This is a genomic window from Pseudomonas sp. PvP027, from assembly GCF_017833005.1.
Classification (GTDB): domain Bacteria; phylum Pseudomonadota; class Gammaproteobacteria; order Pseudomonadales; family Pseudomonadaceae; genus Aquipseudomonas; species Aquipseudomonas congelans.
In genome coordinates this window covers 933349-947609 of sequence record NZ_JAFIBK010000001.1, presented here as the reverse complement: position 1 = coordinate 947609, position 14261 = coordinate 933349, and the positions used below count along the sequence as shown (strand labels likewise).

Annotated in this window: 11 protein-coding genes and 1 pseudogene; 8 read left to right on the top strand and 4 right to left on the bottom strand. The window is 59.7% G+C overall.

The window, feature by feature from the left end; translation table 11 throughout:
- Positions 1-65: 65 nt before the first annotated feature.
- Positions 66-884, bottom strand: a complete 819-nt coding sequence (locus JOE33_RS03720) for a pyruvate, water dikinase regulatory protein (protein WP_003347114.1) — start codon at positions 882-884, stop codon at positions 66-68.
- A gap of 220 nt (positions 885-1104) precedes the next feature.
- Between JOE33_RS03720 and ppsA the strand changes: the two genes are divergently transcribed.
- From ppsA to JOE33_RS03680, 8 genes are all read left to right on the top strand, one after another.
- Positions 1105-3480: a phosphoenolpyruvate synthase gene (gene ppsA, locus JOE33_RS03715; RefSeq protein WP_187625701.1), complete on the top strand. Its 2376-nt coding sequence runs from the start codon at positions 1105-1107 to the stop codon at positions 3478-3480.
- Positions 3481-3669: 189 nt separating this feature from the next.
- A complete protein-coding gene (locus JOE33_RS03710) occupies positions 3670-4659 on the top strand; it encodes an alpha/beta fold hydrolase (RefSeq protein WP_032614550.1) in 990 nt (329 codons plus the stop codon).
- Positions 4660-4757: 98 nt separating this feature from the next.
- Complete coding sequence (gene rraA, locus JOE33_RS03705; RefSeq protein WP_003315690.1) at positions 4758-5246, top strand: ribonuclease E activity regulator RraA; 489 nt, start codon at positions 4758-4760, stop codon at positions 5244-5246.
- An 11-nt stretch (positions 5247-5257) separates the two neighbouring features.
- Positions 5258-6253 carry a zinc transporter ZntB gene (locus JOE33_RS03700; RefSeq protein WP_122578543.1) on the top strand — a complete coding sequence of 332 codons (996 nt, stop codon included), beginning with the start codon at positions 5258-5260 and terminating at the stop codon, positions 6251-6253.
- Between the two features lie 85 nt (positions 6254-6338).
- A complete protein-coding gene (locus JOE33_RS03695) occupies positions 6339-6587 on the top strand; it encodes a crfX protein (protein WP_003383654.1) in 249 nt (82 codons plus the stop codon).
- 2 nt (positions 6588-6589) lie between these two features.
- Positions 6590-7414 carry a mechanosensitive ion channel domain-containing protein gene (locus JOE33_RS03690; protein ID WP_010428133.1) on the top strand — a complete coding sequence of 275 codons (825 nt, stop codon included), beginning with the start codon at positions 6590-6592 and terminating at the stop codon, positions 7412-7414.
- 82 nt (positions 7415-7496) lie between these two features.
- Positions 7497-8087 (top strand): RNA polymerase sigma factor SigX, encoded by a 591-nt coding sequence (gene sigX / locus JOE33_RS03685; protein ID WP_003315686.1) that lies wholly within the window; start codon positions 7497-7499, stop codon positions 8085-8087.
- A 105-nt stretch (positions 8088-8192) separates the two neighbouring features.
- Positions 8193-9227 carry an OmpA family protein gene (locus tag JOE33_RS03680; RefSeq protein ID WP_003392951.1) on the top strand — a complete coding sequence of 345 codons (1035 nt, stop codon included), beginning with the start codon at positions 8193-8195 and terminating at the stop codon, positions 9225-9227.
- Positions 9228-9314: 87 nt separating this feature from the next.
- Here the strand turns inward: JOE33_RS03680 and cobA are convergent, their stop codons facing one another.
- The 3 genes and pseudogenes from cobA to JOE33_RS03665 all read right to left on the bottom strand — a co-directional run.
- The gene (cobA, locus tag JOE33_RS03675) at positions 9315-10076 is read right to left on the bottom strand and encodes a uroporphyrinogen-III C-methyltransferase (RefSeq protein WP_032614554.1); all 762 of its coding nucleotides are present in this window, start codon (positions 10074-10076) and stop codon (positions 9315-9317) included.
- A gap of 10 nt (positions 10077-10086) precedes the next feature.
- On the bottom strand, positions 10087-12807 hold the full coding sequence (locus tag JOE33_RS03670; RefSeq protein ID WP_209924035.1) for a nitrate reductase: 2721 nt from the start codon (positions 12805-12807) through the stop codon (positions 10087-10089).
- Positions 12808-12833: 26 nt separating this feature from the next.
- Positions 12834-14033, bottom strand: a pseudogene (locus JOE33_RS03665) (FAD-dependent oxidoreductase); the annotation flags it as partial.
- Positions 14034-14261: the final 228 nt, after the last annotated feature.

The following is a 14261-nucleotide window of genomic DNA, read 5'->3' as shown; positions in this document are numbered from 1 at the left end:
GAATGAATACTGGCATAACTGATAGGTACAACCTGCCAGCTCTTGATTGAAAGGCGTGGATCAGCCTATTTGAAGCGTCGCTCCACCCCTTTCTCCACGAGGACCTTGGCGGAGATCTCTTCCACCGAAAAATGCGTCGAGTTGATGTGTGCAATGTTCTCGCGGCGGAACAGGCTTTCCACCTCGCGCACCTCGAATTCGCACTGCGCGTAGCTGGAGTAGCGGCTGTTGGGCTTGCGCTCGTGGCGGATGGCTGTCAGGCGATCCGGGTCGATGGTCAGGCCGAACAGCTTTTCGCGATGCTGCTTGAGCGCGGCCGGCAGTTGCAGGCGCTCCATGTCGTCTTCGGTCAGCGGATAGTTGGCCGCCCGGATGCCGAATTGCATGGCCATGTACAGACAGGTCGGGGTTTTGCCGCAGCGCGAGACGCCGACGAGGATGATGTCGGCCTTGTCGTAATAGTGCGTGCGTGCGCCATCATCGTTGTCCAGCGCAAAGTTCACCGCCTCGATGCGCTCCATGTAATTGGAGTTATGCCCGATGGAATGCGATTTACCCACGGAGTAGGACGAGTGTGAACTAAGCTCCTGCTCCAGCGGGGCGAGGAAGGTCGAGAAGATATCGATCATGAAGCCGTTGGACGTCGCCAGAATCTCGCGGATGTCCTGGTTGACGATGGTATCGAAGATGATCGGCCTCACATCATCCTTGTCGGCGGCATTATTGATTTGTTGTACCATCGCCCGCGCCTTCTCGACGCTGTCGATATAGGGCCTGGTGAACTTGTTGAAAGTAATGTTTTCAAATTGTGCCAACAGGCTTTGGCCCAGGGTTTCGGCGGTGATACCCGTGCCGTCCGAGATGAAGAAAGCGGATCGTTTCATTTTTGCCCAGGCCTTAAGCAGTTGACGAATTCTGGCTATCATAGGCGTGCTTGCCGGTCCTGAGGGCCTGCAGATGCTGCTTTTTTACAAGCCCGGTTTTGAAGCATGGTTTTGAACGCCCGATTTGCACGTCCGGGCAGACACGCCTGAAGCCACATAGCTTGTGGCTCGGGTGAATGAGCTTTTCCCAACAACAAACACAGTTAGTGGAGAGATCACCTTGGTAGAGTACGTAGTTTCCCTCGATAAGCTCGGCGTCCATGATGTAGAGCACGTGGGGGGCAAAAACTCGTCCCTCGGCGAGATGATCAGCAACCTCGCAGGTGCTGGTGTTTCGGTGCCCGGCGGCTTCGCGACTACCGCCCAGGCCTACCGTGACTTTCTCGAGCTCAGCGGCCTGAACGAGCAGATCCATGCTGCGCTGGACGTCCTTGATGTCGATGACGTCAATGCACTGGCCCGCACCGGTGCGCAGATTCGTCAGTGGATCATGGAAGCCGAGTTTCCCGAGCAGCTCAACGCCCAGATTCGTACTGCGTTTGCCGAGCTGTCTGCCGGCAATCCGAACCTGGCCGTGGCCGTGCGTTCCTCCGCAACTGCCGAAGACTTGCCGGATGCGTCGTTCGCAGGCCAGCAGGAAACCTTCCTGAACATCCGCGGCGTCGAGAACGTGATCCGCGCGGCCAAGGAAGTCTTCGCTTCACTGTTCAACGACCGTGCTATTTCCTACCGCGTGCACCAGGGCTTCGACCACAAGCTGGTCGCGCTGTCTGCGGGCGTGCAGCGCATGGTGCGCTCCGAAACCGGCACGGCTGGTGTCATGTTCACCCTCGACACCGAGTCCGGCTTCCGCGACGTGGTGTTCATCACCGGCGCTTACGGCCTGGGCGAGACGGTTGTGCAGGGCGCCGTCAACCCGGACGAATTCTACGTGCACAAGGACACGCTGGCGGCTGGCCGCCCGGCGATCCTGCGTCGCAACCTGGGCAGCAAGGCGATCAAGATGATTTACGGCGAAGAAGCCAAGGCCGGTCGTTCGGTCAAGGTGATCGACGTCGAGCCTGCCGATCGCGCGCGTTTCTGCCTGAGCGATGCCGAAGTGTCCGAGCTGGCCAAACAGGCGATGATCATCGAGAAGCACTACAAGTGCCCGATGGACATCGAGTGGGCCAAGGACGGTGACGACGGCAAGCTGTACATCGTCCAGGCGCGTCCGGAAACGGTGAAGAGCCGTGCTTCGGCCAACGTCATGGAACGCTATCTGCTCAAGGAGACCGGCAAGGTGCTGGTCGAAGGCCGTGCCATCGGTCAGCGCATCGGCGCGGGCAAGGTGCGCATCATCAAGGACGTGTCCGAGATGGACAAGGTCCAGCCCGGCGACGTGCTGGTGTCGGACATGACCGACCCGGACTGGGAACCGGTCATGAAGCGCGCCAGCGCAATCGTCACCAACCGTGGCGGTCGTACCTGCCACGCGGCGATCATCGCCCGTGAGCTGGGCATCCCGGCAGTGGTCGGCTGTGGCAACGCCACGCAGACCCTCCAGGATGGCCAGGGTGTAACGGTTTCCTGCGCCGAGGGCGACACCGGTTATATCTTCGAAGGCGAGCTGGGCTTCGACATCAAGACCAATTCGGTCGATGCCATGCCTGATCTGCCGTTCAAGATCATGATGAACGTCGGCAACCCGGACCGTGCCTTTGATTTCGCCCAGTTGCCCAATGCCGGTGTCGGTCTGGCGCGTCTGGAGTTCATCATCAACCGCATGATCGGCGTGCACCCCAAGGCGCTGCTCAACTATTCGGTGCTGCCACCGGAAATCAAGGACAGCGTCGACAAGCGCATCGCCGGTTACGACGATCCGGTCGGTTTCTATGTCGAAAAGCTGGTCGAGGGCATCAGTACCCTGGCCGCCGCGTTCACGCCGAAGAAGGTCATCGTGCGCCTCTCGGACTTCAAGTCCAACGAGTACGCGAACCTGATCGGCGGCAAGCTCTACGAACCCGAAGAAGAAAACCCGATGCTGGGCTTCCGCGGTGCTTCGCGCTATATCAGCGAGAACTTCCGCGACTGCTTCGAGCTGGAGTGCCGTGCGCTCAAGCGTGTGCGCGAGGAGATGGGCCTGACCAATGTCGAGATCATGGTGCCGTTTGTCCGCACCCTGGGCGAGGCGAGCCAGGTCATCGATCTGCTGGCGGCCAACGGTCTGAAGCGTGGCGAAAACGGCCTGCGCATCATCATGATGTGCGAGCTGCCGTCCAACGCGATTCTGGCGGAAGAGTTCCTGGAGTATTTCGATGGCTTCTCCATCGGCTCCAACGACCTGACCCAGTTGACGCTCGGCCTCGATCGTGACTCCGGCGTGATCGCTCACCTGTTCGACGAGCGTAACCCGGCGGTCAAGAAGCTGCTGTCCAACGCCATTCAGGCGTGCAACAAGGCCGGCAAGTACATCGGTATCTGCGGGCAGGGGCCTTCCGATCACCCGGATCTGGCGCGCTGGCTGATGGATCAGGGGATCGAGAGCGTCTCGCTCAACCCCGATTCGGTGCTGGAAACCTGGTTCTTCCTTGCCGAGGCACAGGCGCCTGTCTGACAGGCGGCTCGCATGAGGCGCGGTCCTCGCAAGACCGGGCTTCCTTGTGACGCGAACGCGGCCTGAGCCGTCATGTGCTTCAGGTGTTTGAATGAGGCGGTTTCTTCGGAAGCCGCCTTTTTTATGGCGCACCGCGAGACCCCGGAGCATGTGGTTTCATCCCGTCTGTCAAACCAGATAAAGAGTGATATGCAGAGCAGCAGCCAGCTTTTTCCCGTTGCCTTGATCAGTGCCGAGCGTCGTGGCGATCTGGTCGAGGACGTCTACCGTCTCAAACCTGCCAACAGTCCCGACGCCAGTGTCGAACTGGCGGTGACCCGACTGGGGCGCGTCGATCAGCCTGATGTGCGTGGCACTCCGGTGATACTGCTGCATGGCAGCTTTTCCAACCGGCGCTTCTGGTATTCGCCCAAGGGCATCGGTCTGGGCGCGTATCTGGCGCGTGCTGGCTATGACGTATGGATTCCTGAAATGCGCGGCCATGGCTTGTCGGCTCGCAACCTGAGTTATCGCAGCAATTGCGTGGCCGACTACGCGCGTTTCGATTTGCCAGCCATTGCCGCGTTCGTCGTCGAGCAAAGTGGTCAGATACCGCACTGGATCGGCCACTCGCTGGGTGGCACCAGCCTGGCGGCAGCCTTGGGCGGTCAGTATCTGGGTGTTGATACTGCGGCGTCGGTGGCGCTGTTCGGCAGTCAGGTCAGCCGTACCTACTGGCCGCTGAAAGTCCCGCCGCTGCAATGGTCTGCGAAGTTGTTGCTGAGGTCCTTCGAGCATGTCTCCGGACCGCGTTTCAAGCGTGGTCCCGAAGACGAGCCGATCGGCCTGGTTCTGGAAAGCATGCGCTGGCACGGGCTTTTCGGACGTTTCGGTGAGCGTGACAATAACTGGTGGGCAGGGTTGAGCGCGGTTCAGGTGCCGCTTCTGGCTGTCGCTGCGGTCGGCGACCATCAGGACCCGGTGTGGGCTTGCCGTGAACTGTTCGAGCAGATCGGCAGCGAACACAGGCAATTCCTCTGCCTGGGCCGCGAACACGGCTTCAGCGAGGATTTCGACCATGTGCAGATGCTGGTCAGCAAGGCCGCGCAGCAGCAGGTCTGGCCGCGCGTGATCGAATGGCTGGGCGAGCGTTCCGTTCCTGAACAGGTTGCAGAGTTTCAGGTCGCGGTAGGCAGTTAGCCGGTAAAGTCGCTATGGTTAGCCTCATCCGGTCGTGTCTTTTTCACTAAACCGTCCGCATCAGTCGCGTCCCAATAGCCGATGAAAGGAGTTGTCCCATGCACTACCTCACCCCCGATCTGTGTGACGCCTATCCGGACCTGATTCAGGTTGTGGAGCCGATGTTCAGCAATTTTGGCGGCCGCGATTCGTTTGGTGGCCAGATCGTCACGCTGAAATGTTTCGAGGACAACTCCAAGGTCAGGGAGCAGGTCGAGCTCGACGGCAAGGGCAAGGTACTGGTCGTCGACGGCGGTGGTTCGCTGCGTTGCGCGCTGCTGGGTGACATGCTGGCAGACAAGGCTGCAAAGAACGGTTGGGAAGGCATGTTGATCTACGGCTGCGTCCGTGACGTGGACGTCATCGCCCAGACCGATCTGGGTGTCCAGGCGCTCGCCAGTCATCCGAAGAAAACCGAGAAGCGCGGCATAGGCGAACTGAATGTGCCGGTGACCTTTGGCGGCGTGACGTTCCGCCCGGGTGAGTACCTGTATGCCGACAACAATGGCGTCATCATTTCCCCATCACCCCTGACCATGCCGGAATAAGCGAAGTATCCATGTTCGATGAAGCAAACGCGCAGTGGGGGCTGGTCCATGCCCTCGTTTTGGACGGTAAGGGTGGGGCGCGTTTCATTGCTCGAACCGAGTTGCAGGACCTTGTGTTGCAGCCAGAAGAAAGTGTCTGGCTGCATTGGGATCGTAGCCACCCGCAGACACATGCCTGGCTGCGCACCGGCAGCGGTCTGAGCGAGTTTGCCTGCGACCTGTTGCTGGAAGAGAACACCCGGCCGCGTTTGCTGCCGTTGCCGGAGCAGGAGTTGCTGCTGTTTCTGCGCGGTGTGAACCTGAACCCAGGTGCCGAACCGGAAGACATGGTCTCGGTACGTATCTCTGCCGCCGCGCAGCGGGTGATCTCGCTGCGCCTGCGTCCGCTGCGTGCCACCGAAGAACTGATTGAGCTGCTGGGGCAGGGCAAGGGTCCGAAAAGCGCCTCGGAGCTGATCCTGCACCTGGCGCAGCACCTCACTGACAAGGTTCAGGATCTGGTGGGTGAACTGACCGAGTCGGTCGATGAAGAGGAAGAAAAGAACGACGCCGACGAACGGTACAGTCCTGAGCATGGCAAGCTGCTGCATATCCGTCGACGCGCCGCCGGCCTGCGCCGGTTCCTTGGGCCGCAGCGGGATATTTATGGCCAGCTTTCACGCATCAAGCTTTCCTGGTTTGCTCATGACGACGCTGATTACTGGAATGAGCTGAACAACAGCCTGACCCGTTATCTGGAAGAGCTCGAGCTGACCCGCGAACGGGTGGGGTTGCTGCTGGAGTCCGAGGACCGGCGCCTGCGCGAGCACATGAACCGCACCATGTACCGCTTCGGGATCATTACCTGTATCTTTCTGCCGATGAGTTTTCTCACCGGTCTGCTGGGGATCAACGTTGGCGGCATTCCGGGTTCGGCCAGTTCGTACGGCTTTCTGGTGGCCTGTCTGCTGATCGTCGCACTGGGCGCAGGGCAGTGGTGGCTGTTCCGCCGTTTGCGTTGGGTATAGGGCGAGCCCGGATGGTTTTTTGATGAGCCTGTGTGACTTGTTGTTTTCGCGTCGCGTCTTTGAATGACATTACGTGAGGTGCCTGATGCACGATCCGTTTGAAGAATCTTTACGCGACATGCTCAATTCTTCATCCTCCAGCCGGGATGATGACGCATGTCTGGGACGCGTCCTGAAGACCGCCAATCGCCAGGTCGGCGCCGGTGTGTTGTTCGGGTTGCTGGGCCGTTGGTCGGAGGCGCTGATGATCGCCGTGAACAACGGCTCGGCCCATGTATCTCCCGTTTCTCGCCGCACCTCGACCGGTGCGCGTTCTATCGATAAGGCTGATTGAGCATGGAATTGAATCTCTGGACCCAGAGCCTTCTTGCTGCAATGACTGCATTGTGGACCAAAGTCGCAAACTTCATCCCCAACCTGTTCGGCGCCCTGGTTGTGGTGCTGCTCGGTTTTGTCGTCGCCAAGCTGCTCGACACACTGCTTTCCAAATTGCTGGCCAAACTGGGCCTTGATCGTCTGGTCGGCGGTACCGGTCTGACCAAGATCATCGGCCGCGCTGGCGTCAAGGTGCCGGTCTCCACGCTGATCGGCAAGGTCGTCTACTGGTTCGTTCTGCTTATCTTCCTCGTATCGGCTGCTGAATCACTGGGCCTGCAGCGGGTCTCGGCTACGCTGGACATGCTGGCGCTGTATTTGCCCAAGGTATTTGGTGCAGCACTGGTGCTGCTGGTCGGTGTACTGCTGGCGCAATTGGTCAATGGCCTGGTGCGCGGCGCTGCCGAAGGGGTAGGGATAGACTACTCTGCCGGCCTGGGGCGAATTGCCCAGGGGCTGGTCATTATCATCAGTATTTCGGTCGCCATCAGCCAGCTCGAGGTCAAGACCGACCTGCTGAATCACGTTATTGTGATTGCGCTGATTACCGTTGGTCTGACAGTGGCGCTTGCCCTGGGCCTCGGCAGTCGCGAAATTGCCGGGCAGATCATCGCCGGAATCTACGTCCGCGAGCTGTTTCAGGTCGGGCAACAGGTACAGATTGGGGATACGGAAGGGCAGATCGAGGAAATCGGTACGGTCAAGACAACGCTACTGACAGACGAGGGGGAGCTGGTGTCATTTTCAAACCGCATCCTGCTCGAGCAGAGAGTAAGCAGCCGTTAAGCGGTTAACCTGCTAATGTATGCCGCCACGTTGCCGATACAGGGCATGGCGGACATTGACCTGACTGTCGGCAAGATTTGTTTTGAATAAACCTCAACCGTTTTCGACGCGCTACGACCCACGTGAGCTCTCAGATGAGGAGCTGGTCGCGCGCGCCCACGTCGAGCTGTTCAACGTGACGCGGGCCTACGAAGAATTGATGCGCCGTTACCAGCGAACACTTTTTAACGTGTGCGCGCGGTATCTGGGGAACGATCGCGATGCTGACGATGTCTGTCAGGAGGTGATGCTTAAAGTGTTGTATGGGTTGAAAAATTTTGAAGGTAAATCTAAATTTAAAACCTGGCTGTACAGCATCACCTACAATGAATGCATCACGCAGTACAGGAAGGAACGGCGTAAGCGTCGCTTGATGGACGCGCTGAGTCTGGATCCACTTGAGGAAGCGTCGGAAGAAAAGGCGCCCAAACCTGAAGAACGGGGCGGACTTGATCGCTGGCTTGTGTATGTGAACCCGATCGATCGGGAGATTCTGGTCCTGCGTTTTGTCGCAGAACTTGAATTCCAGGAAATCGCTGACATCATGCACATGGGCTTGAGCGCAACGAAAATGCGTTACAAGCGGGCTTTAGATAAATTACGAGAGAAATTTGCGGGAATCGCCGAAACTTAATACGGTGCAAATATCTCTAACAAACTGGCAAGGTCTGTTAGACTTGCCGCTGAGTTGTCCCCATGTGTGGGACTGCTTAATAATCATCAGATGGGGATTTAACGGATGAAACTGAAAAACACCTTGGGCTTGGCCATTGGTACTATTGTTGCCGCAACGTCGTTCGGCGCTCTGGCTCAAGGCCAAGGCGCGGTCGAAATCGAAGGCTTCGCCAAGAAAGAATACTACGACAGCGATCGTAACTTCAAAAACGACGGCAACCTGTTCGGCGGCTCCGTTGGCTACTTCCTGACTGACGATGTTGAACTGCGTCTGGGCTACGACGAAGTCCACAACGTCCGTAGCGACAGCGGCAAGAACATCAAGGGCGCAGACACCGCTCTGGACGCTCTGTACCACTTCAACAACCCAGGCGACATGCTGCGTCCATACGTATCTGCCGGTTTCTCTGACCAGAGCATCGGTCAAGACGCCCGCCGTGGCCGTGACGGTTCCACCTTCGCCAACATCGGCGGCGGCGCCAAGCTGTACTTCACTGACAACTTCTATGCCCGTGCAGGCGTTGAAGCTCAGTACAACATCGACCAAGGCAACACCGAGTGGGCGCCTAGCGTCGGTATCGGCGTAAACTTCGGCGGCGGCAGCAAGAAAGTAGAAGCAGCTCCAGCTCCAGTAGCTGAAGTGTGCTCCGACAGCGACAACGACGGCGTGTGCGACAACGTCGACAAGTGCCCGGACACCCCAGCCAACGTTACCGTTGACGCTGATGGCTGCCCAGCAGTTGCCGAAGTGGTTCGTGTTGAGCTGGACGTGAAGTTCGATTTCGACAAATCCGTAGTCAAGCCTAACAGCTACGGCGACATCAAGAACCTCGCTGACTTCATGCAGCAGTACCCACAGACCACCACCACTGTTGAAGGTCACACTGACTCCGTCGGTCCTGACGCTTACAACCAGAAACTGTCCGAGCGTCGTGCAAACGCCGTTAAACAGGTCCTGGTCAACCAGTACGGTGTTGGCGCTAGCCGCGTAAACTCGGTTGGTTACGGCGAAAGCAAGCCAGTTGCTGATAACGCAACTGAAGCTGGCCGCGCAGTTAACCGTCGCGTAGAAGCAGAAGTAGAAGCTCAAGCTAAGTAATTAGCCGCTTGTACTGAAAAGCCCGGCTTAGGCCGGGCTTTTCTTTGCCTGCGATTTGGCATTGCGTCTGTTCAGGCGGGCCTGCAGTCAGCCGGCATTCAGCTGCGCGTGGTCCATCAGGGTTTGGTTCAGCATCTCATTGCTGTACGCAGCAACCGCGCCGATCACCAGAATGGCGGGGCTCTTCAATTGGAAAGCGGCTGCGTCCTGTTGCATGTCATGCAGGGTGCTGCGGCATTCGCGCTGCCACGGCAGCGAAGCGTTTTCGATCATCGCCACCGGCATCTCGCCACTCATTCCGCCTGCCAGCAGGCTCTCGCGAATTTCCGCCAGTTTCGCCACGCCCATGTAAACCACCAGGGTGGTTCCGCCTTGCGCGAGTGCCTGCCAGTTGAGGGTGCTGTCGTCCTGAGTGTGGGCGGTGACCAGCGTCACGCCACGGCTTATACCGCGCAGGGTCAGCGAAATGCCGCACTGTGTTGCACCGGCAAGACCCGCTGTAATGCCGTTGACCAGCTCCACGGCCACGCCGCGTTCCTGCAGCCACTGCGCCTCTTCACCGCCACGTCCGAAGATGCACGGATCGCCGCCTTTGAGGCGGACGACGCATTTGCCCTGACGCACATAGCGCAGCATCAGGCGATGGATAAACGCTTGCGGCGTCGAACGGCAGCCGCCGCGCTTGCCGACCGCAATGACCCGCGCTCCCGGGCAATGTTCCAGCACTGCGGTGTTGACCAGATCATCAATCAGCACCACGTCGGCTTCACCCAAGGCACGTACTGCCTTGAGGGTCAGCAATTCCGGGTCACCGGGGCCCGCGCCTACCAGCCATACTTTTGCGCTCATGCCGCATTCCTCATTCTGTAACCGTCACGGTATTGATCAGTCTTCTTATTTCTGGCACGCAGGAGCCGCACTGGGTGCCGCAGCCCAACTGTGTCTTGAGTTGATTCAGGTTCAGGCCACGCTCGATAGCGCTCATTGCCGCGCTCTGGCTGACGTTCATGCAGTTGCACAGGGTCTTGTCGCGAGTCTGTGTCGAATCTTTGCCCGGTTCACTGCGCAGCGGTGCCAACAGCCAGCGCCGCAATGAAGCATCGACTCGCTCTTCCAGCCATAACGTCTGCAGCCAATGCCGGGCAAGTGTTTCACCGGCCAGGCGAATCGCGGTAATACGTCCGTCGTCGATCCGTACCCGCTTGCCGATCGAGCGTCTGGGGTCGTCATACGCCATGACCGGTCCTTCATCCAGGCCCAGTACACGGTCAATCTGCTGCAGCAGCCCTGAATCGGGTGCTTCTGCGCTGGCGGCGCGTATCACCAGAGCCGGTCGCTCGCGTCCGGCAAGGCCCATGCTCATGTAAGTGAAGATCTCGCACAAGGGGCGCAGCTTTTCCATTCGTTGCTGCACGTTGCCCTCGACCAGCGCAAAGAACTGCCAGGGCAGGTGGGCTTTTTCGATCCTGACGCCGGCGTGCTTGAGTTCCGGTTGCTTCGAGACCGGGTCGAAGGCTGGCTGGGTGAGAACGTTGATACCCCCCTTGAGAAACCTGTCGCCCCAGTGCATCGGCACAAAGGCTTGGCCGACTGCAACGCTGTCCTCGCTGCCGACTGGCAACAGCAGTTCGCCGCGCCGGCTGATCAGTCTGACCAGGTCGCCGGGTTGCAGGTCATGGCTGAGCATGTCCTGTGGATTGAGGCTCAGCACAGCTTCGTTGACATGCCCGAACAAGCGGGCAGCGGTGCCGGTGCGGCTCATGCCGTGCCACTGATCGCGCAGCCTGCCGGTGTTGAGTGTCAGCGGGTAGTCGGCATCGCGCAATTCCCTGGCGGCGATGTAAGGCTCGGACAGAAACTGCGCCCGGCCTGAATCGGTGGGGAAGATACCATCGCAGTAAAGGCGCGGCGTGCCGCTGCCGGCACCGCGCGGGAAGGGCCATTGTTGCGGGCCCTGCTGGTCGATGAGCTCGCGGTCGATTCCGGACATGTCCAGATCGCGCCCCACCGTCAGGCCCTTGAACTCATCGAACAAGGCTTGGGGTGTAGTGAAATCGAACAGCGCAGGGGCGTCGGGTCGCAGGCGTTTTTGCAGGCGCTGGGCGAAATCCACCGTGATTGCCCAGTCGGAGCGCGCTTCGCCAGGCGACTGGATGGCCTTGCGCACGTTGGATATGCGCCGTTCGGAGTTGGTCACCGTGCCTTCTTTCTCGCCCCAGCTGGCAGCAGGCAGCAACAGATCGGCATAACGCGCGGTTTCGGTGGTCGTGAAAGCTTCCTGAAGTACCACGAACGGGCAGGTTTCCAGCGCTTGCCTGATGCGGTTCTGGTCGGGCAGTGACTGTGCCGGGTTGGTGCAGGCGATCCACAGGGCCTTGATTGTTCCGTTTTGCAATTGCTCGAACAGTTCGATGGCTGAAAGGCCGGGGCTGGCAGGCAGGCTGTCGACACCCCAGTAGGTTGCAACCTCGTGGCGGTGTTGAGGATTTGCCGCGTCACGATGGCCAGGCAGCAAGTTGGACAGGCTGCCGGTCTCACGTCCGCCCATGGCGTTGGGCTGGCCAGTGAGCGAGAAGGGCCCTGCGCCGGTTTTGCCAATCTGTCCGGTCGCCAGGTGCAGATTGATCAGTGCGCTGTTTTTCGCGCTGCCTGCCGTGGACTGATTCAGCCCCATGCACCATAGCGACAGAAAAGCCGGAGCTTCGCCCACCCAGCGGGCGCAGGTGTGCAGTTGTTCAAGGGGGATGCCGCAGAGGGCGGCCACGTGTTCGGGCGGGTAATCACCGGCCAGCGTGGCCAGTTCCTCGTAGCCCTGGGTGTGCGCGGCAATGAACGCCGGGTCGATCAGCCGTTCGCTCATCAAGATATGCAGGATGCCGTGAAACAGCGCGACGTCTGTGCCGGGCTGAATCGCCAGGTGCAGGTCGGCCAGTTCGCAGGTATCGGTGCGCCGTGGGTCGATGACGATGAGTTTCATCTGCGGCCGACGACTTTTCGCCTCTTCCAGACGACGAAACAGAATCGGGTGCGCGTACGCCATGTTGCTGCCGACGATCATCACGCAATCGCTCAGTTCGATATCTTCGTAACTGCATGGCGGTGCGTCGGCGCCAAGGCTGCGCTTGTAGCCAGCCACGGCCGAGGACATGCACAGCCGTGAGTTGCTGTCGATATTGTTGGTGCCGATCAGTGCGCGCGCCAGCTTATTGAAGGCGTAGTAGTCCTCGGTCAGCAACTGGCCGGAAATGTAGAAGGCGACGCTGTCGGGACCGTGTTCGCGAATGCTCTCGGCGAACACGTTGGCCGCGTGTTCCAGCGCGGTGTCCCAATCGGTGACACTACGCGCCAGGCTTTTGCTCAGGCGCAGTTCCGGGTACAGCGCGCGGGCTTCGATGTCACCGGTCAGGTGCAGGCTGGAACCTTTGCTGCACAGCTTGCCGAAGTTGGCCGGGTGCTTCGGATCGCCACTGACGCCGAGAATATTCTCGCCGTCATGCTCGATCAGTACGCCGCAGCCCACGCCGCAATAGCAGCAGGTAGACGCCGTGACGCGAGGGGCGTGAAGGGCAAGGCTGTTCATGCGCAGGCGGCCTCCGGGGCAACGGGTTTGCCGAACATCAGGTGGTCGCGTATGGCATCGATTCCCTGGCCATCACGGATCTGCTGCAAGTACCAGTTGCCGTCGGCGGTGTCGCCGTACAGGCAGGCGCCGACCAGTACGTCGTTCTTGATGACCAGCTTCTTGTAGACACCGCCGATGGGGTCGGAAAGAGTGATGCTTTCAGTGCCTTCACCGCCGAGGAAATCTCCGGCGGAAAACAGGTCGATGCCGGTGACTTTCAGCTTGGTCGAGGTGACCGAGCCCGGATAACGCGCAAAGCCCAGTTGCGCAAGGTGGTTGGCGCAGACCCGCGCCTGCTCGAACAGCGGTGCCACCAACCCGTAGGCAATGCCCCGGTGGCTGACGCATTCGCCAATCGCGTAGATGCGCGGATCGTAGGTCTGCAGGGTATCGTTGACCAGGATGCCCCGGTTGCAGGGCAGGCCAGCTTGCTCGGCCAATTCCGTATTGGGTCGAATGCCCGCGGCCATGACCACCAGATCGGCGTCGATCCTGTCGCCGTTGTTGAACTGCACCGCAGTTACGCGGCCCTGATCATCGCCGAGCAGGGCGTTGGTCTGCTCGTCGAGGCGAAAGCTCAGGCCGCGCTTTTCCAGCGCCGCTTGCAGCATCCGCCCGCTGGTCTTGTCCAGTTGGCGCTCCAGCAGCGTCTGGCCGTTATGAATCACCGTGACGTGCATGCCGCGCAGGCTCAAGCCGTTGGCTGCCTCCAGGCCGAGCAGTCCGCCGCCGATGACGACTGCGCGCTTGTGCGTGACGGCGGTGTCGATCATCTGCCGCGTGTGGCCGATGTCGCGATAACCGATAACACCGTTCAGCGTGTTGCCGGGGATCGGCAGTATGAACGGCCGCGAACCGGTGGCAATCAGCAGCCGATCGTAATGGGCCTGGGTGCCGTCATCGGCGATCACCACGCGTCTGATGCGGTCGATCTTCACCACGCGACGGTTGAGCAACAACTGGATACTGTTGCGTTCGTACCAGTCGAGATCGTTGAGCACGATGTCTTCGAAATTCTGTTCCCCGGCCAGTACTGGCGACAGCAGGATGCGATTGTAGTTGGGGTGTGGCTCGGCGCCGAAGACCGTGATGTCGTATAGGTCTTCGCTCAGTTTCAGCAACTCTTCGAGTGTGCGCACGCCGGCCATGCCGTTGCCGATCATCACCAGTTTGAGTTTGGTCATCTTGCCTCCGAGTCACTGCAGCGCGTGCTCGACACGTTTCGCGCAAACAAAAAAAGGCGTCCCGTCAGTGGCCTGACAAGGACGCCTTTGTCCGGTCCCGTTCTCTCGGGAGACGCAGCCTTCATCGTTGAGGGCTGCGTGTTATGAATTATCTGCGATGTGCCATGCAGCGCTTGTGCCAACTCGGATTTGCCGGCCTGCGCGGCGTGCGGTCGATAGCGCAGGCCC